Source organism: Mycobacterium riyadhense (assembly GCF_963853645.1).
GTDB classification, from domain to species: domain Bacteria; phylum Actinomycetota; class Actinomycetes; order Mycobacteriales; family Mycobacteriaceae; genus Mycobacterium; species Mycobacterium riyadhense.
The window spans coordinates 4,925,705-4,947,930 of the sequence record NZ_OY970456.1 but is presented as its reverse complement, the minus strand read 5'-3'; the positions used below and the strand labels follow the sequence as shown (position 1 = coordinate 4,947,930).

Sequence of the window (22,226 nt, the reverse complement as noted above, 5' to 3'; positions counted from 1 at the left end):
CAGACGCAAAATCCCCTCGACACTTCGGTCGAGGGGGGATTTTGCGTCTGCTCGCCGAGCCGGTTACCAGGCGTGGACGCGGTTCTGCGCCGGTTCTAGGCCTAGCTCGACGAGCAATTCCGTTGCGTCGGCGGCCTGCTCGCAGATCGTGGGGACCTCGGCTCGCTCGGCCGCGCTGAAGTTTTCCAACACGAACACTGCGGGGTCTTTGCGGCCCGGTGGCCGGCCGATCCCGATCCGCACCCGCTGAAAGTCTTTGGTACCCAGCGCGGCTGCCACCGAACGGACGCCGTTGTGGCCACCTTCGCCGCCACCGAACTTGAGCCGGACCCGACCGAAGTCAAGGTCGAGCTCGTCGTGGACGACGATGATGTCAGCCGGGGCGATCGAGTAGAACTTCGCCAGCGGTCCCACCTGACGACCGGACTCGTTCATGTAACAGCGCGGCTTGGCCAACACAATGGAGCGTCCGGCTAGCCGGCCCGTGACGACTTCGGCGCCAGATCGCTTGTGCGCCTTGAATTTCGCGCCCAAACGCGCGGCAAGCAGGTCGGCGACGACGAAACCGAGGTTGTGCCGGGTCCGGGCGTAGTAGTCGCCGGGGTTGCCCAGGCCGACCACCAATTGCGGTTCGGCCATCTACTGAACCGCCTACTCGGACGCGGCCGCGGTCTCGGCTTCGCCAGCTTCTTCGGCAGCCGCTTCCTCTGCAGCCTCGCCTTCTTCGGGGGCGCCCGCTTCCTCGAGGTCGGCTGCGGTGGGCGCTTGGACCACGTTGACCACCAGCATGTCCGGATCCGAGATCAGGTTGACGCCCGCCGGCAGGGGGATTTGTCCGGCTGTGAACTGGGTGCCCGGTTCGGCGCCCTCGACCGATACGGTCAACTGCTCGGGAATCGACAGGGCCTCAGCCTCGATCTCGATCGCATTGGTGTCCTGGGTGACCAGGGTGTCGGGTCCCGCCTCACCCTCGACGACGACGCTGACCTCGACGACGACCTTCTCGCCGCGACGCACGACCAGCAGATCGGCGTGCTGGATAGTGCGACGGATCGGGTGGATGTCGAGCGCCTTGGTGAGCGCCAGTTGTTCCTTGCCCCCGATGTCCAGGGTCAGCACCGCGTTGGTGCCCGAATGGCGGAGCACGGCCGCAAAGTCGTGCCCGGGCAACTCCAGGTGCTGTGGATCTGCGCCGTGGCCATAGAGAACGGCGGGAATCTTGCCCTCGCGCCGGGCTCGGCGGGACGCACCCTTGCCGGTCTCGGTACGCACCGTGACGCTGAGCTGGTTGACTGCGGATTTCGCCATAGTGTCGCTCCTGTGGGTAAAGGCACGGCCAGGATCGCGACAGTCCGTCGGTCTCCGTCGATAACGGTGCTGGTAAACCCAGCGACCCTCGCCGTGACGCCCGGTCAGGTTAGCGCATGCGTGTCGTGGAGGGGAAATTCGGCACCGGAGATGTGACGCGGGCGGTTCAGAGCCGAAATTTGGTTCCGGTGAGCTGCTCAGAAAGCTCCCCGAGCGCGCCGGCGGTCGTCGCGTTTGGGCCCGCCGGCTGCGACCGACCGGCAGGGTGGGACCGACATAACCGAATCTGGGGCCGATGTAGGTGTTGCCCGGCAAGTCCTGCGAGGCCGCGCGCAGCGTTTGCCAGGCTCCGAAATCCGCATCGGTGGCGATCGCCCGGGTGACGGCCGACATGAAATCATCGCCGAGTTTGCGGCCAGACGCGCCTTGCGGGTTGGTGTGTGAGTAGCCGGGATGAGCTGCCAGCGCGCGCAGCGGCGAACCGGCTCCATCGAGGCGCCGTCGTAGCTCGCTGGTGAACAACAGGTTGGCCAGCTTCGCCTGGCTGTAGGCCAGCATGCGCTCGAAGAATTCGTGGGACTGCAACGCGTCAAAGGACACGTCAACGAACCGAAGTACGCCAAGATTATGACCAGAAAACGGCCGAGCGCGGCGTCCAGATCGGTCAGCGCGAAACCCTGCACATGACCGTGGTCGGGCCGCCTGGGACAGCCAAAACGTCCATCGCTCGGCTGATCTGCGAAATGTATTTCGGCCTAGGCATTCTCGAATCACCTGAATTCATCGAAGTCTCGCAAAAACAACTCGTCGGGGCCGTCATCGACGAAACCGAGGCGAAGACCAGCGCGGTCCTTGAAAGCGCGCGCGGGCGAGCTCTTTTCATCGACGAAGCACCCGAGCTTTACAAGCCTGACCTAGAACGCGACTTCGGCCACATCGAGTTGAACACAATGATGAAATTCGCCGAAGATCACCGCGGCGACACCATGATCGCGCTCGCCGGGTACGCCGCGCCAATGAACCTCATGCTGGCCGCCAACCCCGGTTAACGTTCACGGTTCCCACACCAACTCGAGTTCAGCTCAACACTCCCGATGAGCTGATACAGATCGCAGAACTGTTCGCCAGCCGATCCCACGTCAACATTCACGCCGAGGCGCTAGCGCATTTCAGTAGGATCGTTGAGTGGTTGTGCACCACACCTAGCACAAGCTCACCCGATGCGGCGGCGCTCATCGATACCGCCGCTAACGGACGGTTCGTGCGCACTGTTATCGAACAGGCAACACGAACAGCAAAGGTGCGCAACGCCGCTGACCCTGCCGCGGCTCGCCGGCATCAAGCGGGTTTCGCGCCGGGCCATGTCGGCCCCGTCGTCGGGCTCGTCGAAGGTGCACGCCGTCGAGCAGCAGGAGATTCTCGACACCGCGTTCGCCCGGTGACGGCGAGCGCCGGGACGGCGCGAGTAAGGAGCCGGGCAGTCAGTCACGCCCGGTGACGGCGCTCAGTCGTGGCCTGGGCGTTGCAGTTGGCCAACCCCGATGATCGCCTCTGTCGCGTTACGCCATCTCTCCAACTGCGCGGGGGTGTCGAACGGCTCGGGCAAGTGTCGACTCAAGTGCGACCGGAGTATAAAGGTGCCGAGCACAAGGGTCAGCGGGCTGAGGGTGCGGTAGATCGGGTCGAGGTTGGATCGGGTGAGGCCCTGTTCGTGAAGCTGCTCCCAGTGTTCGGTGCTGATTTGCACTAGAGCGTCAAAGATCCGCACACCTATCGGGGTGTTGTCGGCGATAGCCCGGGAGATGTAGTCGACGACCTCGGTGTGTTCGGCAAGCAGCAAGATCACCCGATCTGCGACGTCGGCGACAGGGTCGTCTGCTGGCTCCCTCACCAAGGGGGTAGCCAGCGTCTCGCTGAGCACGGTCAGCACATGATCGTTCACCGCCTCGATGAGGTTGGCCTTGGTGCCGAAGTGATGCTGAACCAACCCAATTGACACCCCCGCCGCGTCGGCAACCATCCGCAGCGATGTGGTTTCGGCGCCCCGGGCGGCCAAGAACACCAGGGCTGCGTCGCGGATCCGCTGGATGCTTGCCGGTTTGTCTCCGTCGTCCGGACTCGAAGTCCCCACGTCAGTGGGCATCACCCAGCTAGCTTAGACACCTCACCATCAAGGTGCGTGGATTTCTAACGCCGACGATGTCGACTGCCGCGATCACTCCCAGACGCGTCCTGAACAATCCCCAATCACCCCGCAATCTCGACAATATGCTTATATTGTCGAGATGCCCGTTGTCGATATGACCATATTGTCGCTCGGGTCCCGTCTGGTTGCCTGTTCCCGGAGATGCACATGTCCTACGTGATCGCAGCATCTGAGGCAATCGCGGCCGCAGCGGAGCAATTGACCGGTATCGGATCGGCCATCGAAGCGGCCGGTACGGCGGTGGCGACCTCGACAACACAACTGCTACCTGCAGCAGGGGACGAGGTGTCGGCGGCGATCGCGGCGTTGTTCGGCACGTTCGGTCAGGACTTTCAGTCGGTGCAGGCGCAGGCGGTGTCGTTCCACGCCCGGTTTGTCCAGGCGTTGAACACCGGTGCGGGGACGTATGCGGCGGCCGAGGCGGCTAATGTGCTGCCGCTGGCCGCTGCAGGCCAAGGCCAGGACCTATTGGCCGCCGTGGCGCACTTTCATCCGGTGCAGGACCTGACCGGCCGCCCGTTGTTCGGTAACGGCGCTGATGGCGCGCCGGGCACCGGGCAGGCTGGTGGTGACGGCGGGTGGCTGATCGGCAACGGCGGCAACGGCGGGTCTGGCGGCAACGGCGCCAACGGCGGCGCGGGTGGGGCTGGCGGGTCGGCGGGGTTGTGGGGTCACGGCGGTGCCGGTGGGGCCGGCGGGAATGCCACCACGGCCGGTGGGGTCGGCGGCAACGGCGGGGCCGGTGGAGCCAATGGGCTGATTGGCGGCGGTAACGGCGGGGCCGGTGGAGCAGGCGGTGGCGGCAGCGTTGGGGGTAACGGCGGAGCTGGCGGGCCCGGCGGGGCTAACCGGCAGCTGTTGTCGCTCTGGGGTGCCGGCGGTGTCGGTGGGGCCGGCGGTGGCGGCGGAGCGGGGGTCGGTGGCGTTTCGGGTACGGCAGTCGGGGTGGCCGGTGCGCCGGGCGCGGTCGGCGGCCACGGCGGGGACGGCGGGACGGGCGGGGCCAATCAAGCGTGGCTGGGCGGGACCGGCGGGACCGGCGGGGCCGGCGGCGTTGGCGGGGCCGGCGGCGCCGGCGGGGCCGGCGGCAGCGGGCTGGGCGCGGGCATGGCCGGAGCGGACGGAGGCACCGGCGGGGCCGGTGGTGTTGCCGGGAGCGCGGGGGCCGGGGGCAGCTCCACGGGCCTGTTCAACTTCTTCGGCAGGGCGGGGGCCGCCGGAGCGGCGGGTGTGGGTGGTAGCGGCGGACCTGGGGGTGCGGGCGGGGCCGGCGACAACGCCGCCGCGGCTGGGGGCGGCGGCTTTGACGGGGGCGCTGGCGGCGCGGGCGGTACCGGTGGCGCAGGGAGTCATGGTGCCGTGGGTGTGGGCGGCAACGGTAACGACGGCGGTGCGGGTGGTAACGGCGGACATGCAGGTGCGGGTGGGGCGGCTGGCGGTGGTGCGGGTGCGGCGGGCGTCGCGGGTGGTGCGGGCGTTGGCGGTAAAGGTGGTGCCGGGGGTGATGGTGGGACCGGCGGCAACGCCGTCACTGCTGGCGGCACGGGTTTCAACGGTGGCGACGGCGGTGCGGGCGGCGCCGGTGGCTCGGCCGGCTCTGGCGGCAGCAACGGCGCCGGTGGACGGGGTGGTCATGGCGGCAGTGGCGGTAATGGCGCTGCGGGGGTCGGCAATAGTCACGACGGCGGCAGTGGCGGCGATGGCGGTAACGGCGGCACCGGCGGGGCGGCCGGCGGCGGGCCTGGGGCGGCGGGCGTTGTGGGCAGCGGCGGCAACGCGGGCAATGGTGGTGCCGGCGGTAACGGCGCGGACGGCGCGGCCGGTACCGGTGTGGTAGGCGGCAACGGCGGTGTGGGTGGCGCGGGCGGCATCGGGGGTAGCGCCGGGGGTGCCGCGGGGACCAGCGGCGGCGGCGGCGCCGGTGGTCACGGCGGCAACGGCGGCAGCGGTGGGTCGGGTGTCACCGACACCGGCAGCGGCGCCGGCAACGGCGGTGCTGGCGGTGATGCTGGCAACGGCGGTAGCGGCGGGGCGGCCGGGGCGGTCGGCAGCGGTGGCAGCGTGGGCAATGGTGGTGGCGCCGGTGACGGTGGCAACGGCGGCCGGGGCGCCGACGCCGCGGTGGGCAGCGGTCACGCCGGCGGTCGAGGTGGCCTCGGCGGTAGCGGCGGCACGGGTGGTAGCGCCGGCGGCGCGGCCGCTGCCGCGGGCATTAGCGGCAACGGCGGTGATGGCGGCGCGGGTGGGGTGGGTGGGACCGGCGCGGCGCCGGGCGGTGCGGGGGCCGGCGGGGCCGGCGGTAACGGCGGCGCCGGCGGTATCGCGGCAACAGTCGGCATGGGTGCGACGGTGGGCAACGGCGGCAACGCGGGGGCCGGCGGTGCCGGTGGCGCCGGCATCGACGGAAACACCCATTCCGGTGTGGCCGGCGGTGACGGCGGTGTGGGTGGTGCAGGTGGCACGGGGGGTAGCGCCGGGGGCGCCGCAGGAACTAATGGCAGCGGCGGGGCCGGTGGTCGCGGCGGCAACGGCGGCAACGGCGGTTCGGGTGTCACCGACACCGGCAGCGGCGCCGGTAACGGCGGTAACGGGGGCCTCGGCGGCAACGGCGGTAGCGGTGGGGCGGCCGGCGCGGTCGGCAGCGGTGGCACGGTGGGCAATGGCGGGGCCGCGGGCGACGGCGGTCGTGGCGGCGCGGGCGCCGACGCCGCGACCGGCAGCGGTCACGCTGGCGGTCGAGGTGGTCTCGGCGGGAGCGGCGGCACGGGTGGTAGCGCCGGGGGCGACTTAGGGACTAGCGGCGGCGGCGGGGCCGGCGGCGCCGGCGGGACCGGCGGCAACGGCGGTTCGGGTGTCACCGACACCGGCAGCGGCGCCGGTAACGGCGGTAACGGGGGCCTCGGCGGCAACGGCGGTAGCGGTGGGGCGGCCGGCGCGGTCGGCAGCGGTGGCACGGTGGGCAGCGGTGGGGCTGCCGGCGCAGGTGGCGTCGGCGGCGCGGGCGCTGACGGCAAGGCGGCCACCGGTCACGTCGGCGGTCAAGGCGGGGCGGGCGGTAACGGCGGGCAGGGTGGTAGCGCCGGTGGCGCCGGCGGTACCGCCGGTATCAGTGGTAACGGCGGGGCCGGCGGGACCGGCGGCATGGGTGGCAGCGTGCCGGGCGGAGCCCCGGCCGGCGCTGGGGCCGGCGGTGCCGGGGGTAACGGTGGCGCCGGCGGCATCGGGGCCGCGGTGGGCAACGGTAGCGCCGTGGGCAACGGCGGCAACGGCGGCGCCGGCGGCGCTGGTGGCGCCGGCATTGATGGCAAGGCGGGCACCGGCGTGGCCGGCGGCAACGGCGGGACTGGCGGCGCCGGTGGCACCGGGGGTAGCGCCGGCGGCGCCACGGGGACCAGCGGCAATGGCGGGGCCGGTGGTCACGGCGGCACTGGCGGTAACGGCGCATCGGGTGTAGTCGGCTCCGGTAACGGCGGCGGTGGCGGTAACGGCGGTAACGGGGGTAACGGCGGGGCGGCCGGCGCGGTCGGCACAGGCGGACTCGTGGGTAATGGCGGTAACGCCGGTGTCGGTGGTCACGGCGGACAGGGTGCCGACGGCAACGCCGGTAGCGGTCACGCCGGAGGTAACGGCGGTGTGGGCGGCGCCGGCGGCACCGGGGGTAGCGCCGGCGGCGCCACGGGGACCAGCGGCAATGGCGGAGCCGGCGGTGCGGGCGGTACAGGCGGTAACGGCGCATCGGGTGTCGCCGACACCGGTGCAGGCGCCGGCCACGGCGGCAATGCTGGGAACGGCGGTAACGGGGGTAACGGCGGGGCGGCCGGCGCGGTCGGCACAGGCGGACTCGTGGGTAATGGCGGTAACGCCGGTGTCGGTGGTCACGGCGGGCAGGGCGCCGACGGCAGACTCGGCTCCGGTCACGTTGGCGGTAAAGGCGGCACGGGCGGCACCGGCGGCATCGGTGGCAGCGCTGGCGGCGCCGGCGGCACCGCCGGTGTCAGCGGCAATGGCGGGGCCGGCGGCCAGGGCGGCAGGGGCGGCAGCGCGGGGATCCCGACCCTCGCGGGGGACGGCGGGGCTGGCGGGGCTGGCGGCACCGGCGGCAGTGCGGCCTCGGTCGGCGAAGGTGCCGCGGTGGGCAATGGCGGCAACGGGGGCGCCGGCGGGGCCGGCGGGATCGGCGTGGACGGCGGCCCAGTCCTTACCGCCGGCGGCAACGCCGGTGCGGGCGGTACCGGCGGCACCGGTGGTAGTGCCGGCGGAGCCTCGGGGACCAGCGGCAACGGCGGAGCCGGGGGCGCCGGCGGTACCGGCGGCAACGGACATGCGGGCTCCACCGCCAGCCAGGACGGCGGTAGCGGTGGTAACGGCGGCAACGGCGGCACCGGTGGTGCGGCTGGCTCGGTCGGCAGTGGCGGCACCGTGGGCAGTGGCGGTACGGGCGGCGCCGGTGGTAGCGGCGGCCAAGGCTTGAGCGGCAATGCCGACACCGGTACCGCGGGCGGCCAAGGCGGCAACGGCGGTACCGGCGGCGCAGGTGGCAGCGCCGGCAGCGCGGCCGGCACCCGCGGCAACGGCGGGGCCGGTGGTCAGGGCGGCAACGGCGGTAATGGCGGTTCGGGGGTCCCGGACACCGGCGGGGGCGCCGGAGGCGGCGGTCCCGGTGGTAACGGCGGTAACGGCGGCGCGGGCGGGGCCACCGGCACTGTCGGCACGGCCGGGACCGCCGGCCACGGCGGCAACGGCGGTGCCGGCGGCAACGCTGGCAGCGGTCACAACGGCAAGGGCGGCGGCGCCAACGGCGGCAACGCTGGGGCCGGCGGCAACGGCGGCGGCGGCGGCAACGCGGCAGCCGGCGGAACCAACGGCAACGGCGGGGCCGGCGGCCACGGCGGGTTAGGCGGCAACGGCGGCAACGGCGGCGGCACCGGCGATGTCGGCGGCACCGGCGGCACCGGCGGCCGCGGCGGTAATGGGGGCAACGCCGGCACCGGCGGCAACGGCGGAACCGACGGCAACGGCGGGGGCGGCGGGGCCGGCGGCCGCGGCGGCAGCGGCGGCAACGGGACCCACGGCGACGCCCTCGGCGGCAACGGCGGCAATGCCGGCCACGGTGGTCACGGCGGTGCCGGTGGTGACGCCGGTACCGGTGGCATCGGTGGAACCGGTGGCGGCGGCGGCACGGGCGGCGACGGCGGCTGGGGTGGTACCGGCGGTAGTTCGAGGTATGGCCTCGCCGGCGACGGCGGGCGCGCTGGCGACGGCGGTGCCGGCGGCAACGGCGGCACCGGGTTCATCGGCGGCAATGGTGGCGACGGCGGCGGGGCTGGTGACGGCGGCGACGCCGGCAGCGGCTTCATACGAGACGGCAATAACGGCAACGGCGGCAACGGCGGGACCGGCGGGACCGGCGGCAACGGCAGCTCGGGCACCCCCGACACCGGGAATGGCGCCGGCGCCGGCGGAACCGGCGGCAACGGCGGCAACGGCGGCGCCGGCGGCGACCGCGGCGGCACGCAGATCCCCTATGGCCACAACGGCAGCAGTGGCAACGGCGGCGCCGGTGGCGTCGGCGGCAACGGTGGAAACGGCGCCGACGGCTTGACCGGCACCGGTCACAACGGCGGCAGCGGCGGCAACGCCGGGAACGGCGGCAAGGGCAGCAACGCCGGCGACGGCCCGGGCGGCCAGCCCGGCAGCGGCGGAAACGGCGGTGTCGGCGGCACCGGCGGCAAAGGTGCCGCCGGCTCGGACAGCACCGGCCAGAACGGCGGCAGCGGCGGCACCGGTGGTCACGGCGGCAGCGGCGGCGCCGGCGGCCATCCCGGCGGCGGCTCCGCATCCGCTGGAGCCAACGGCAACGGCGGGGCCGGCGGCAACGGCGGGGCGGGCGGCTGGGGCGGCCACGGTGTCGAGGGCGTCGGAAGTATCGGGGGCCATGGCGGCGCCGGCGGCAACGGCGGCCAAGCCGGTAACGGCGGAGCCGCCGGCTCCGGCGACGGGAGGCCGGGTACCGGCGGGGCCGGCGGCCATGGCGGCGCGGCCGGCCATGGCGGCGCCGGCGGCGCCGGTGCCACCAACTTCAACGGTGGCTCCGGTGGCATCGGCGGGACCGGCGGCGGTGGCGGCACCGGCGGTAGCGGCGGCAACGGTGGCGCCGGCGGCGCTGCTGGCGCCGGTGGGTGGGGCGGCCAAGGTGGCAGTGGTAGGGGCACCGGCAACGGCGGCACCGGCGGCCACGGCGGCAACGGCGGGCTCGGCGGCAACGGCGGCGCGCACCCTAGCACCGGCGCCGGCGGGAAGGGCGGGGCCGGAGGCGATGGCGGCGGCGGCGGAACCGGCGGTCTGGCCAGCGGCAGCGGCAGGGGTGGCAACGGCGGCGACGGCGGCGACGGCGGCAACGGCGGTAACGGCACCGGCGCGGCCGGCGGGTCGGGCGGTACCCGCGGCGTCGCTGGGGCCGGCATGCCACCCGGTGGCGGCCCCGGTCTGGAAGGCAAGGACGGGAAGGGCGGTACCAGTGTCTGATGCTGGTGTCGCCGCTTGTCGCCGGACAACGCTGGGCGCTCACTCACACCGCTGGGCTTAGCTCTAGCACCCGTGCCGCGCGACTCCGCGCGCGTCGGCGGCAACCTCCACCGGCCACGACGATTCAATCACCGAGGCAGTGATAGTCCCACGCCCGATGACTTGCCGCTGTACGGGCTGAGTCGTGGTGGTGACGGCGCCCTTTGCGGCCCCGTGTGTTTTGTCGCCGTTGAGCACGAGATACGTCCCGATAGCCCCACCGCCAACGCGATGACCACCACAAGCGGAACCCACACAACTGGCCGCTTCAACTTTTCCGCCCTGCTCACACGGGCATTCATAGGTCGCTGCCACAGCCGTCCGGGCACTCCGGTCAACTGACGACTAAACCGGTGCGCGCGATCCGGCAACGGTGCTGAACCCATTCCGCCGGTTCGGGACGGGCGCGCAACTCCGAATCGCGCTCACCTGGCAGTGGCCATCCAGCAGGACTGCACTGTCCTCGGCCTGCAGATTGGCCAGCCCGATTTCGAAGAAGGCGTTTACAGCCAACGCGAGTACTTAAATCCATTTTCAGTGTTGAACTTTGACTCCTGTCAAATTTGTTTTTGGCCCGCTATGGTGCAAAGTCATAGCGTGGAGAGACCGGACGACGCCCGCGAGGCTGCTCCTCGGAATTATGTCCTGCCAACTTCAAAACGGCGTGGGGACAAACAGCGGCAGGCGATTTTGCAGGCGGTTCGTGAACTACTGGCCGAGGTGCCCTTTGCGGAGCTGTCGGTCACCACGATCACTGACCGAGCCGGAGTGACCCGATCTGGATTCTACTTTTACTTCGAATCGAAGTTCTCGGTGCTAACCCAGATCATGGCCGAGGCAGCTGCGGATCTCACGGAGCTCACGCAGTATTTCGCTTCCCGTCAGCCAGGTGAGTCGCCCGAGGAGTTCACCAAGCGGATGGTCGGCGCTGTCGCCCTGGTCTACGCACACAATCATCCCGTCATGACGGCCTGTAATTCGGCCCGGCACAGCGACCGTGAGCTCTGGGACATTCTCGAACAGCTGTTTGATGGAGTCGTGTCCCAGCTTGTGGGGCTTGTCGAGGCCGAGGTGAGTGCCGGGACCGCGCACCCCATCAGTGAGGATCTCCCTGTGCTGATTCGCTCTTTGACGGCCTACACCGCGCTGATGCTTACCGGTGACCCGCTTTTTGTCGGCCGCGACGATGAGCTGGCCCGCCGAGTGCGGGTGCTCGAGCAGATGTGGCTCAACGCGCTGTGGCCCTCCCGGTAACCAGCGCAGCCGTGTCGTGCATGAGGTAATTGCTAGGTTCGACGCCACGCCAAACATAAATTGACGCGCCTTTTCCCTGGTAGTTGCGACATCTGTCAAAATATGGCCCTGGCGGAACGGGCAATGTCAACGGTGTCCCCGGTGGCAAACGGCGCCTCTGGCGCCCACGGCCGGGCTCGCCAACCGGGCTGACTCGCGTGAATATTGCGCGATCTCAACAACTTTCTTGGGACGCTGCAAAGGTTTTTGTCGGCGTCGGCTCGGCACCAAGCACAGCCAACGCCGCGAGGCGAACTCGGTTGATGGGGTTGGCGTCACCGGGCGGTGGCGCCGGCGGGCTGCCGTTGGACACCGACTGAATCGATGGGCGGCCGTAGCGACCGGAGGCGGTTAACACGTTGCGGCCGACGCCGATGTGCTTCCGGATTTCTTCACGCCCGTGCCACGCGCGTATTCCAGCAGATTGAACCGGGCTCGACGAACCCTGCCAACCCCGGTCACAGGGCGGCGACGCCCGAACTTTTGCGGGCACCACGTTCTTCGCGGGCGTTCATCTTAGGAACAGGTGCTCGGTTTCCGCGCGATTTGCGAAAACCCCAGACGTTACTAGCCACCCGCCGATACCCTTGACGCTTGAACCGACGAATGTCAAACATTTGTCAAATTCTGTTTCCGATGGTGGCTGCGACAGCTGTGCTCTCGCCGTGAGATAGGGGTAATCGATGTCGTACGTGGTGGTCTCACCGGACTTGATCTCAGCGGCCGTGCGGGACTTGGCGTCTATCGGTTCGGCGGTGAGTGCGGCTAATGCGGCGGCAGCATCGGCGACGACGGGAATGGCACCGGCGGCTGCTGATGCGGTGTCAGCGGCGATTACGGCGTTGTTCTCTGAGCACGGCCAGCAGTATCAGGCGATCAGTGCGCAGGCGGCGAATTTCCATCAGCACTTCGTGCACACGCTGGATGCCGGGGCGGGTTCGTACCTGGCAGCTGAGGTGGCTAATGCCGAGCAGAATGTCTTGGGCGCGATCAATGCGCCCACAATGGCGTTGTTTGGTCGTCCGATTATCGGTGATGGCGCTAACGCGAGCACTCCCGGTGGAGCCGGTGGGGATGGTGGGCTGCTGATTGGCAACGGCGGCAACGGTGCTGCTGGGGCGGCGGGTCAGGCCGGCGGGGCGGGCGGCTCTGCGGGGTTGTGGGGCCGCGGCGGCGCTGGTGGGGCCGGTGGGGTTGGTGGCGGCACGGGCGGGGGCGGCGGAGCTGGCGGCTTGTTGTTCGGCAAAGGTGGCATTGGCGGAACCGGCGGGGCCGGGGTGGCCGGCGGCACCGGCGGGACTGGCGGGTCTGGAGGGGCCGGTGGATGGGTGTGGGGCGGCGGCGGTGACGGCGGGGCCGGCGGGTTCGGTGGCGGTGCCGGCGGGATGGGTGGGCGCGCCGAATTGCTGTTCGGCGCCGGCGGGAGCGGTGGAGCTGGCGGGGCCGGTTACGACATCCTCCCTGGCGGCATCACCGGCGGGACGGGCGGTAACGGTGGTGCCGGCGGCGCCGGGGGATTGTTGGCCGGCGGCGGGACCGGAGGTAACGGCGGAGCTGGCGGGGCCGGCAGCAACGGCACAATCGGTGACACCGGCGGCACCGGCGGCACCGGCGGCGCCGGAGGCGTCGGAGGCGCGGGAGCGCTGCTCTTGGGCGTCGGGGGCCAGGGTGGTCTTGGCGGGGCCGGTGGAGTCGGCGGCACCGGCGGCACCGGCTTCGACGGCACTCTTGCTGGTTTGGCAGGCATCGGCGGCTCCGGTGGAGACGGCGGCCAGGGCGGGGCCGGCGGCCAGGGCGGGGCCGGCGGCGCTGGACAACTGCTGAGCTTCAGCGGCGCCGGCGGGGCGGGAGGTCAGGGCGGCATGGGTGGCACGGCCGGTGACGGTGGAGCCGGTGCGGCTGGCACCGCCGCCAACCCCGACGGTGGTGCCGGCGGCAACGGCGGTAACGCCGGCGCCGGTGGTGCCGGGGGTCTGGGTGGTTCGGGCTCGCGTGCCGGCGCCGCCGGCGCGGCCGGCGCAACACCCACCGGGACGGCCGGCAACGGCGGCAGCGGTGGGGATGGGTTTGACGCCACCACCGCAGGCGCTAACGGGGGTAACGGCGGCGCGGGTGGCAACGGTGGCAGTTATGGCAACGGCGGCGCCGGTGGGGCTGGCGGCAATGGGGCGTTCGGCTTTAATGGCCCGAATGGTGTCAATCCGGGTGATTCCGGGTTTGACGGCGGTGCGGGCGGTGCCGGTGGCGCTGGCGGCAATGGTGGTTTGGGCGGCGCGATCTCCGGCAGTGGCGGCAATGCCGGGGCTGGTGGCGCTGGTGGGGCCGGTGGTGATGGCGGCGACGGCGTGGCTGGGGCCAGTGGTGTTGGTGGGGTTAATGCTGGGGCCGGCGGCGCCGGCGGTATCGGCGGCCAGGGCGGTCAGGGCGGTCAGGGCGGCAACAGTGGGGCCGGTGGTGTCAACGGCGGCGGTGGCGCCGGCGGGGTCGGTGGTCACGGCGGTACCGGTGGGACCGGTGGTTCGGGGGCGGACAGCCTCACCGGTGTGGGCGCCGACGGCGGCACCGGCGGCCAGGGCGGCACCGCGGGGGCCGGCGGTGCTGGTGGTGTGGCGGGCAGCGGAGGCACCGGCGGCACTACAGGTGCGACCGGCAACGCCGGGATCGGTGGCACCGGTGGCCAAGGCGGTGCCGGCGGGGGCGGCGCGAGTGGGGCCGAGGCCGCGGCGGGTTCCGGTGCCGAGGGTGGCACCGGGTTCGCCGGCGGTGCTGGTGGTCAGGGCGGTCAGGGCGGCAACAGCGGGGCCGGTGGTATCAACGGCGCCGGTGGCGCCGGCGGGGTCGGGGGTCACGGCGGTACGGGCGGGACCGGTGGTTCGGGGGCGGATAGCACCACGGGTGTGGGTGGCGTCGGCGGCACCGGCGGCCAGGGGGGCACCGCGGGGGCGGGCGGGGCTGGTGGCGCGGCGGGCCAAGGCGGCCAAGGGGGCACCACCGGCGCTGCCGGCAACGCCGGGATCGGTGGCACCGGTGGCCAAGGCGGCGCCGGCGGGGGCGGCGCGAGCGGGGCCGAGGCCGCGGCGGGTTCGGGTGCGACCGGTGGTACCGGGTTCGCTGGCGGTGCTGGTGGTCAGGGCGGTCAGGGCGGCAATACCGGGTTCGGTGGTGTCAACGGGGCCGGCGGGGCCGGCGGGGTCGGGGGTCACGGCGGTACGGGCGGGACCGGTGGTTCGGGGGCGGATAGCACCACGGGTGTGGGTGGCGTCGGCGGCACCGGCGGCCAGGGTGGCAGCGCGGGGGCGGGCGGGGCTGGTGGTGTGGCGGGCAGTGGCGGCACCGGGGGCACCATCGGCGCTGCGGGCAGCGCCGGGACGGGCGGCCAGGGTGGCACGGGTGGTGTCGGCGGGGGCGGCGCGAGCGGGGCCGAGGCCGCGGCGGGTTCGGGTGCCGTCGGTGGCATCGGGTTCGCTGGCGGTGCTGGTGGGCAGGGCGGTCAGGGCGGCAATACCGGGTTCGGTGGTGTCAACGGGGCCGGCGGGGCCGGCGGGGTCGGGGGTCACGGCGGGACCGGTGGGACCGGTGGTTCGGGGGCGGACAGCTCCACCGGTGTGGGCGGCGTCGGTGGCACCGGCGGTCAGGGTGGCAGCGCGGGGGCGGGCGGGGCTGGTGGTGTGGCGGGCAGCGGCGGCACCGGCGGCACCACAGGTGCAACCGGTGATGCCGGCATCGGTGGCACCGGCGGTACGGGTGGGGCCGGCGGAGCAGGCGCAGACGGCACTGACGCCGCGGCGGGTTCGGGCGCCGTCGGTGGCACCGGGTTCGCCGGCGGCACCGGCGGCCAAGGCGGCACCGGCGGCAACACCTGGGCCGGCGGCATCAACGGCACCGGCGGCGCCGGTGGCCAAGGTGGCCACGGCGGTACCGGTGGGACCGGTGGTTCGGGGGCGGACAGCTCGACCGGTGTCGGCGCTGACGGCGGTACCGGGGGCACGGGTGGCAGCGCGGGTGCGGGCGGGGCTGGTGGGGCGGCCGGCAGCGGCGGCACCGGCGGCCAAGCGGGCACCACCGGCAACGCCGGCACCGGCGGCACCGGCGGCACGGGTGGCGCCGGCGGGGGCGGCGCGACGGGCGCCGACGCTCTCGCGGGTTCGGGTGCCATCGGTGATACCGGGTTTGCCGGCGGTGCTGGTGGCCAGGGCGGTCAGGGCGGCGATAGCGGGGCCGGTGGTATCAACGGCGCCGGCGGGGCCGGCGGCGTCGGCGGCAAAGGCGGTACCGGTGGGGCCGGCGGTTCAGGGGCGGACAGCGTCCCTGGTTGGGACACCACCGGCGGCTACGGCGGCCAGGGCGGCACCGGCGGAACCGCCGGTGCCGGCGGGGCCGGCGGTGCGGCGGGTAGCGGCGGCACCGGCGGCACCACAGGTGCAACCGGCAACGCCGGGACTGGCGGCACCGGCGGCCAAGGCGGTGCCGGCGGAACAGGCTCAGACGGCGCCGACGCCGCCGCGGGTTCGGGTGCCATCGGTGGTACCGGGTTCGCCGGCGGTGCTGGTGGCCAGGGCGGTCAGGGCGGCAACACCGGGGCCGGTGGTATCAACGGCGCTGGCGGCGCCGGCGGCGTCGGCGGCAAAGGCGGTACCGGTGGTGCCGGCGGTTCGGGGGCGGATAGCACCACGGGTATGGGCGGCGACGGCGGCACCGGCGGCCAGGGCGGCACCGCCGGGGCCGGCGGTGCTGGTGGTGTGGCGGGCAGCGGCGGCACCGGGGGCACCACCGGTACTGCGGGTAGCGCCGGGATCGGCGGCACGGGCGGCACGGGTGGTGCCGGCGGTGCCGGCGGGTCCGGGGCCGACGGCTCGGCGGGTTCGGGTGCCGTCGGTGGCACCGGGTTCGCCGGCGGTGCTGGTGGGCAGGGCGGTCAGGGCGGCAACAGCGGAGCCGGTGGTGTCAACGGGGCCGGCGGGGCCGGCGGGGTCGGGGGTCACGGCGGGACCGGCGGGACCGGTGGTTCGGGGGCGGATAGCACCACGGGTGTGGGCGGCGCCGGCGGCACCGGCGGCCAGGGTGGCACCGCGGGCGCGGGCGGGGCTGGTGGTCTGGCGGGCAGCGGCGGCCAAGGGGGCACCACCGGTACTGCGGGCAACGCCGGGATCGGCGGCACCGGCGGCACCGGCGGCCAAGGCGGTGCCGGCGGGTCCGGGGCCGACGGCTCGGCGGGTTCGGGTGCCGTCGGTGGCACCGGGTTCGCCGGCGGTGCTGGTGGCCAGGGCGGTCAGGGCGGTGACACCGGGACCGGCGGTATCAATGGCGCCGGCGGGTCCGGCGGCCAAGGCGGTAGCGGCGGCACCGGCGGTGTTGGCGGGTCTGGCACTACCGGCAGCGGCGACGGCGGTGTCGGCGGGACCGGAGGTCAAGGCGGTGCTGCCGGGGCCGGCGGGGCCGGCGGGGCCGCGGGCAGCGGCGGCACCGGCGGCCAAGCGGGCACCACCGGCAACGCCGGGACCGGCGGCACCGGCGGCCAGGGCGGTACCGGGGGTGCCGGCAACAGCGGCACTACCGGCACGACCGGCGGCACCGGCGGCGCCGGGTTCGCCGGCGGCGCCGGCGGCCAGGGTGGGCAGGGCGGAACCACCGGCGCGACCGGTATCAACGGCTCTGGCGGGCGCGGCGGGGAGGGCGGCGTCGGCGGCCAGGGCGGTACCGGCGGCACCGGTACCTTCCAACTCTTCCCCGGCAAAGGCGGCGTGGGCGGTACCGGTGGGGCCGCCGGCGCCGGCGGTGCGGCCGGCACCGGTGGCAGCGGCGGCACGGCGGGCAGCACGGGGACCGGCGGCACCGGCGGCAAGGGCGGCACCGGCGGTGCCGGTTTCGTGGGCAGCGACGCCGCCGCCAACACCGGCCAGATCGGCGGGTTTGGCGGCGAGGGCGGCACCGGCGGCAACGGCGGCAACGGCGGCTCCGCGGTCGGCGGCATCAACGGTGACGGCGGGGCCGGCGGCGACGGCGGGGCCGGCGGAACAGGTGGTCGCGGGGGGTCGGGCACCCTCGCGGGCAGCGTCGGGGGCACCGGCGGCGGCGGTGGTGGCGGCGGCAAGGGCGGGGCCGGCGGGGCGGCCGGTACCGGTGGTGTCGGCGGTACCGCTGGCAATGCGGGCAACGGCGGCCAAGGCGGCGACGGCGGTACCGGCGGTACCGGCAGCAACGCCGCCGCCAACAGCGCCGCCACGGGCTTTGCTGGCGGCGCGGGCGGCCAAGCTGGCGTCGGCGGCGCCGGCGGTAACGCCACCGCGGGTGCCATCGCCGGCTCCGGCGGTGCCGGCGGCGACGGCGGCGTGGGTGGTAAGGGTGGCACCGGCGGGTCGGGCACCCTGGCAGGCAGCGTTGGCGGCCAAGGCGGCACCGGCGGTAGCGGTGGCCAAGGCGCCGCCGGCGGGGCTGCAGGTACCGGCGGCACCGCAGGGACCGCGGGTACCGCGGGCACCGGCGGCACCGGCGGGCAAGGCGGTACCGGCGGCACCGGCAGCAATGCCGCGGCTAACAGCGCCGCCACCGGCTTCGCTGGCGGTAAAGGCGGCACCGCCGGGTCCGGCGGTCAAGGCGGCAACGCCACCACGGGCGGCATCAACGGCTCCGGCGGTGCCGGTGGCACCGGCGGTGTGGGCGGCACCGGCGGTGCCGGCGGATCGGGCACCCTGGCCGGCAGCGTCGGCGGTCAGGGCGGCACCGGCGGCACCGGCGGCGAAGCCGGCACCGGCGGTGCCGCAGGCACCGGCGGTATCGGCGGCACCACCGGCAACGCGGGCACCGGCGGCACCGGCGGCACTGGCGGCACCGGCGGTGCTGGCAGCACCGGCGCCGACGCCGCCGCGGGCACCGGCGCAACCGGAAACACCGGCTTCGCTGGCGGCCAGGGCGGACAAGGGGGGCAGGGTGGCACCACCGGCGCAACCGGTATCAACGGCACTGGCGGAGCCGGCGGGGTCGGCGGCCAGGGCGGCACCGGTGGGACCGGCGGATCCGGCACCACCGGCAGCGGTATCGGCGGCGTCGGCGGAAAAGGCGGCACCGGTGGAACCGCCGGGGCCGGTGGGGCCGGCGGCGCGGCGGGCAGCGGCGGTATCGGCGGCGCCACGGGTGCTACCGGTGATGCCGGCACCGGCGGCACCGGCGGCCAAGGCGGCCAGGGTGGCGCCGGGATGATCGGTAGCACCGGCAGCAGTGGCGGGTTTACCGGCGGCACCGGCGGAACCGGCTTCGCCGGCGGCCAAGGCGGCCAGGGTGGCCAAGGCGGCAACACCGGCGCCGGCGGCATCAACGGGGCAGGCGGGCTCGGCGGGCAGGGCGGTATGGGCGGCCAGGGCGGCACCGGCGGCACCGGCACATTCGACGGCGGTAATGGCGGCGTGGGCGGCAAGGGCGGGGCCGCCGGGACCGGTGGTGCTGCCGGGACCGGGGGCACCGGGGGCGCGGCGGGCAGCACCGGCACCGGCGGCACCGGAGGCACCGGCGGCACCGGCGCCGCCGGCGCCAAAGGCGCCAACGGCGGCCTGTTCAGCGGCGCCGACGGTCAGACGGGCGGTGTTGGCGGTAAGGGTGGCCAGGGCGGTCAGGGCGGCAGCGCCGTCGGTGGTATCAATGGCGACGGCGGCAAAGGCGGCCAGGGCGGCGCCGGCGGCAACGGCGGTACCGGCGGGTCGGCCCAAATCCTGGGCAGCGACGGCGGCGGTGGCGGTGATGGCGGGGCCGGCGGCAACGCCGGTGCCGGTGGTGCGGCCGGAAAAGGCGGCACCGGAGGCAAGGCAGGCGCCGCCGGCACCGGCGGGGCCGGCGGCCACGGCGGTGATGGCGCCGATGGCACCCCCGTAGCCCCGAGCGCCGCGGCAGGCAGCGGCGCCGACGGCCACGACGGCTACGCCGGCGGGTCCGGCGGCGATGGCGGGGCCGGCGGCAACAGCGGCGCCGGCGGCACCAACGGCACCGGCGGCCACGGCGGTAATGCCGGCGACGGCGGCGATGCCGGCGACGGCGGCTCAGCCACCGTCGCGGGCAGCAACGGCGGGTCCGGCGGTGATGGCGGGGCCGGCGGCAACGCCGGCGCGGGTGGTGCGGCCGGCACCGGCGGCACCGGAGGCAACGCAGGCAGCGCCGGCACGGCCGGCAACGGCGGCGATGGCGGTGATGGCGCCGACGCCACCCCCGTAGCCCCGAGCGCCGCGGCAGGCAGCGGCGCCGACGGCCACGACGGCTACGCCGGCGGGTCCGGTGGTGCTGGTGGGGCCGGCGGCAACAGCGGCTCCGGGGGTATCAACGGCACTGGCGGTCACGGCGGTGATGGCGGGGCCGGCGGCAACGCTGGCAACGGCGGCTCGGGCACCATCGCGGGCAGCAACGGCGGCGATGGCGGCGCCGGCGGGGCTGGCGGCAACGCTGGTACCGGCGGAGCGGCCGGTACCGGCGGGACCGGCGGCACCAGCGGCAGCGCCGGCGTCGGCGGCAACGGAGGCCACGGCGGTGATGGCGCCGATGGCACCCCTGTGGCCGCTGACGCTGCCGCAGGCAGCGGCGCCGCCGGGGCCGACGGCTTCGCGGGCGGGTCCGGTGGTGCTGGTGGGGCCGGCGGCAACAGCGGCTCCGGCGGCACCAATGGCAGCGGCGGTCACGGCGGTGATGGCGGTGACGGCGGCAACGCCGGCAACGGCGGCTCGGCCACCATCGCGGGCAGCGCCGGCGGCGACGGCGGCGATGGGGGGGCGGGCGGCAATGCCGGTGACGGCGGCTCGGCCGGCATCGGCGGCACCGGCGGCAATGCCGGCGATGCCGGCGCCGGCGGCACCGGCGGCAATGCCGGCAACGGCGGCACCGGGGCGAAAGGTGCCACCGACCAGGTTGGCGGATCTGGCGGCAACGGCGGCATGGGCGGCAGCGGCGGCTCCGGCGGGGCCGGCGGCACGGCGGCAGGCTTAGGCAACGGCGGCCAGGGCGGAGCCGGCGGGCGCGCCGGCAACGGCGGCTCTGGCGGGACCGGCGGCGAGGCAGGCCTCGCGCTGCAAGACAACCTCACTGCACCGGCGGGCGGGGCCGGCGGCAACGGCGGGGCCGGCGGCAATGGCGGCACTGGCGGGGCCGGCGGCCTGGCCCTGGGGTCAGGTGACGGCGGCCAGGGCGGCGCCGGCGGCCTGGCCGGCAACGGCGGAGCCGGCGGCAGCGGTGGTACCGGTGCGGATGGCGACATACCTCTATTGATGGGTGGCGGGACCGGCGGCAAAGGGGGTAGCGGCGGCAACGGCGGCACCGCCGGTTCCGGCGGAGTGGGTGGCGAAGCCAGGGGTTCAGGCAACGGCGGCATCGGCGGGTCCGCGGGCAATGGCGGTAGTGGTGGGAATGGCGGCACCGGCGGCATCGGCGGCGACACCGGGTTCGACGCAGTTCATCTCACCCCTCCCGCCGGGCTCGGCGGTGCCGGCGGGACCGGCGGCATGGGCGGGGCAGCCGGCAACGGCGGAGCCGGCGGGGCAGCCCAAGGTCCAGGCGACGGCGGTGCGGGCGGGGCCGCCGGCGACGGCGGCAGTGGCGGTCGCGGTGGCGACGGTGGGACCAGCGGCCTCGCCGACAGGGGAGTGGATGGCGGCAACGGCGGCGCCGGTGGCAGGGGCGGGGCCGCCGGCACCGGCGGAGCCGGCGGTGCGACCCTGGGTTCAGGTAATGGCGGTAACGGCGGAGATGCCGGGGTGGCCGGCAACGGCGGCGACGGCGGCAACGGTGGCAGCGCCGGGAACGCGCCCTTGAATGTGTGGGGTGGCCGGGGCGCTAAGGGCGGCGTTGGCGGCGACGGCGGGGTCGCCGGCAACGGTGGGGCCGGCGGTGACGCGCTGGGCTCAGGCAATGGCGGCAACGGGGGCGACGCTGGGGTCGGTGGCACGGGTGGCGCTGGCGGCAACGGCGGTCGCGGCGCCGACGGCGTGGTCCCCGGCCGTGGGGGCGGCAGCTTCTTTAGCGACCACCCCGGCGGTGGGGGCGCCGCCGGCGGCACGGGTGGTCGCGGTGGCAACGCCGCCACCGGCAGCGGCGGCAACGGCGGCAACGGAGGCGACGGCGGTAGTGGCGGCGACGGCGGCAACGGAGGCGACGGCGGCAACGCCACGGACCCATGGGCCGGCGAAAGCGGCGGCCACGGCGGCTTCGGCGGCCCCGGCGGTCCCGGTGGTGGCCTTGGCGCCGGCGGCAGTGCGGGCACCGGTCCCGGCGGCGTCGGCCTCACCGGCGTCTCCGGTGTTGCCGGAGACAGCGGCCAGACCGGCGCCAACGGACAAGACGGGACCACGCCGTGACGCGCTCGCCCCGTACACCACCTCGAGGTGTGCCTCAACATCGCGGGTAGTCATGCCGTGCGAATACAGAGACCACACCGCGGAATTGGCGTTGTTGAGCCGGCGGGCCTCTTCGTCACAATCGCCGGCTGGAACGATTCGTTGCGATCACGCGGCACCTTGATCTCGATTGGGCCGTTGACCGTGGCAACGGATTTCGGCGGCGAGCCGTTGCCGAGAATTGCCCGACCCTCGCTCGGCCGGATCCTACGATTCATAGCCAGGCTGATGCGTCAGCCCCGAATTCAGAGCCCGCTCTAGCACCGCCTTGATCAATTCGTTGAGCCAAACCGTCCGCACGGTCGATCGGGGGCCCGGATTTCACCGCATCTTTGATCAGCGAATCCGACCTTTCCGCGGTGAACGTCTCGGCCAACCGTCGCGCAGCAGCCTTATCCCACAGCGGGCGCGGGCATTTTCGGCGGCTGATCGATCATCGTGTGGCGCCTGACTGTGTTACGCGCCTTAGCTTGGTGGGTCGCGGCGTCACC

At 74.3% G+C, this 22,226-nt stretch carries 7 protein-coding genes and 2 pseudogenes; 5 read left to right on the top strand and 4 right to left on the bottom strand.

Translation table 11 applies throughout. The features are described 5' to 3' along the window. Positions 1 to 63 precede the first annotated feature (63 nt). Complete coding sequence (pth, locus tag AADZ78_RS21695; RefSeq protein WP_085252733.1) at positions 64 to 639, bottom strand: aminoacyl-tRNA hydrolase; 576 nt, start codon at positions 637 to 639, stop codon at positions 64 to 66. Between the two features lie 12 nt (positions 640 to 651). Then, positions 652 to 1,308 (bottom strand): 50S ribosomal protein L25/general stress protein Ctc, encoded by a 657-nt coding sequence (locus AADZ78_RS21690; RefSeq protein WP_085252735.1) that lies wholly within the window; start codon positions 1,306 to 1,308, stop codon positions 652 to 654. Between the two features lie 683 nt (positions 1,309 to 1,991). Between AADZ78_RS21690 and AADZ78_RS21685 the strand changes: the two genes are divergently transcribed. Next, the gene (locus AADZ78_RS21685) at positions 1,992 to 2,357 is read left to right on the top strand and encodes an AAA family ATPase (RefSeq protein WP_239655071.1); all 366 of its coding nucleotides are present in this window, start codon (positions 1,992 to 1,994) and stop codon (positions 2,355 to 2,357) included. A 261-nt stretch (positions 2,358 to 2,618) separates the two neighbouring features. Continuing rightward, positions 2,619 to 2,750, top strand: a pseudogene (locus tag AADZ78_RS29255) (hypothetical protein); the annotation flags it as partial. Between the two features lie 62 nt (positions 2,751 to 2,812). On the opposite strand, the gene AADZ78_RS21675 reads toward AADZ78_RS29255, so the two are convergent. Then, positions 2,813 to 3,451 (bottom strand): TetR/AcrR family transcriptional regulator, encoded by a 639-nt coding sequence (locus tag AADZ78_RS21675; protein ID WP_085252732.1) that lies wholly within the window; start codon positions 3,449 to 3,451, stop codon positions 2,813 to 2,815. A gap of 210 nt (positions 3,452 to 3,661) precedes the next feature. Between AADZ78_RS21675 and AADZ78_RS21670 the strand changes: the two genes are divergently transcribed. The 3 genes from AADZ78_RS21670 to AADZ78_RS21660 all read left to right on the top strand — a co-directional run bounded on the left by AADZ78_RS21670 (position 3,662) and on the right by AADZ78_RS21660 (position 21,696). Beyond that, entirely contained in the window at positions 3,662 to 10,039 is a 6,378-nt protein-coding gene (locus AADZ78_RS21670) for a PE family protein (RefSeq protein ID WP_204903336.1), read from the top strand. A 618-nt stretch (positions 10,040 to 10,657) separates the two neighbouring features. Next, positions 10,658 to 11,332: a TetR/AcrR family transcriptional regulator gene (locus tag AADZ78_RS21665; RefSeq protein WP_085252922.1), complete on the top strand. Its 675-nt coding sequence runs from the start codon at positions 10,658 to 10,660 to the stop codon at positions 11,330 to 11,332. A 722-nt stretch (positions 11,333 to 12,054) separates the two neighbouring features. Then, on the top strand, positions 12,055 to 21,696 hold the full coding sequence (locus tag AADZ78_RS21660) for a PE family protein (protein WP_204903534.1): 9,642 nt from the start codon (positions 12,055 to 12,057) through the stop codon (positions 21,694 to 21,696). Here the strand turns inward: AADZ78_RS21660 and AADZ78_RS29250 are convergent. Beyond that, positions 21,691 to 22,111 (bottom strand): annotated as a pseudogene (locus tag AADZ78_RS29250) (transposase); the annotation flags it as partial. The gene AADZ78_RS21660 and the pseudogene AADZ78_RS29250 sit on opposite strands and share 6 nt — an antisense overlap. Positions 22,112 to 22,226: the final 115 nt, after the last annotated feature.

Bases quoted from the DNA above. Each gene is read 5' to 3' on its own strand.
- pth (WP_085252733.1), bottom strand. From the start codon at position 639: ATGGCCGAACCGCAATTGGTGGTCGGCCTGGGCAACCCCGGCGACTAC.
- AADZ78_RS21665 (WP_085252922.1), top strand. From the start codon at position 10,658: ATGGTGCAAAGTCATAGCGTGGAGAGACCGGACGACGCCCGCGAGGCT.
- AADZ78_RS21690 (WP_085252735.1), bottom strand. From the start codon at position 1,308: ATGGCGAAATCCGCAGTCAACCAGCTCAGCGTCACGGTGCGTACCGAG.
- AADZ78_RS21675 (WP_085252732.1), bottom strand. From the start codon at position 3,451: ATGCCCACTGACGTGGGGACTTCGAGTCCGGACGACGGAGACAAACCG.
- AADZ78_RS21660 (WP_204903534.1), top strand. From the start codon at position 12,055: ATGTCGTACGTGGTGGTCTCACCGGACTTGATCTCAGCGGCCGTGCGG.
- AADZ78_RS21670 (WP_204903336.1), top strand. From the start codon at position 3,662: ATGTCCTACGTGATCGCAGCATCTGAGGCAATCGCGGCCGCAGCGGAG.
- AADZ78_RS21685 (WP_239655071.1), top strand. From the start codon at position 1,992: ATGACCGTGGTCGGGCCGCCTGGGACAGCCAAAACGTCCATCGCTCGG.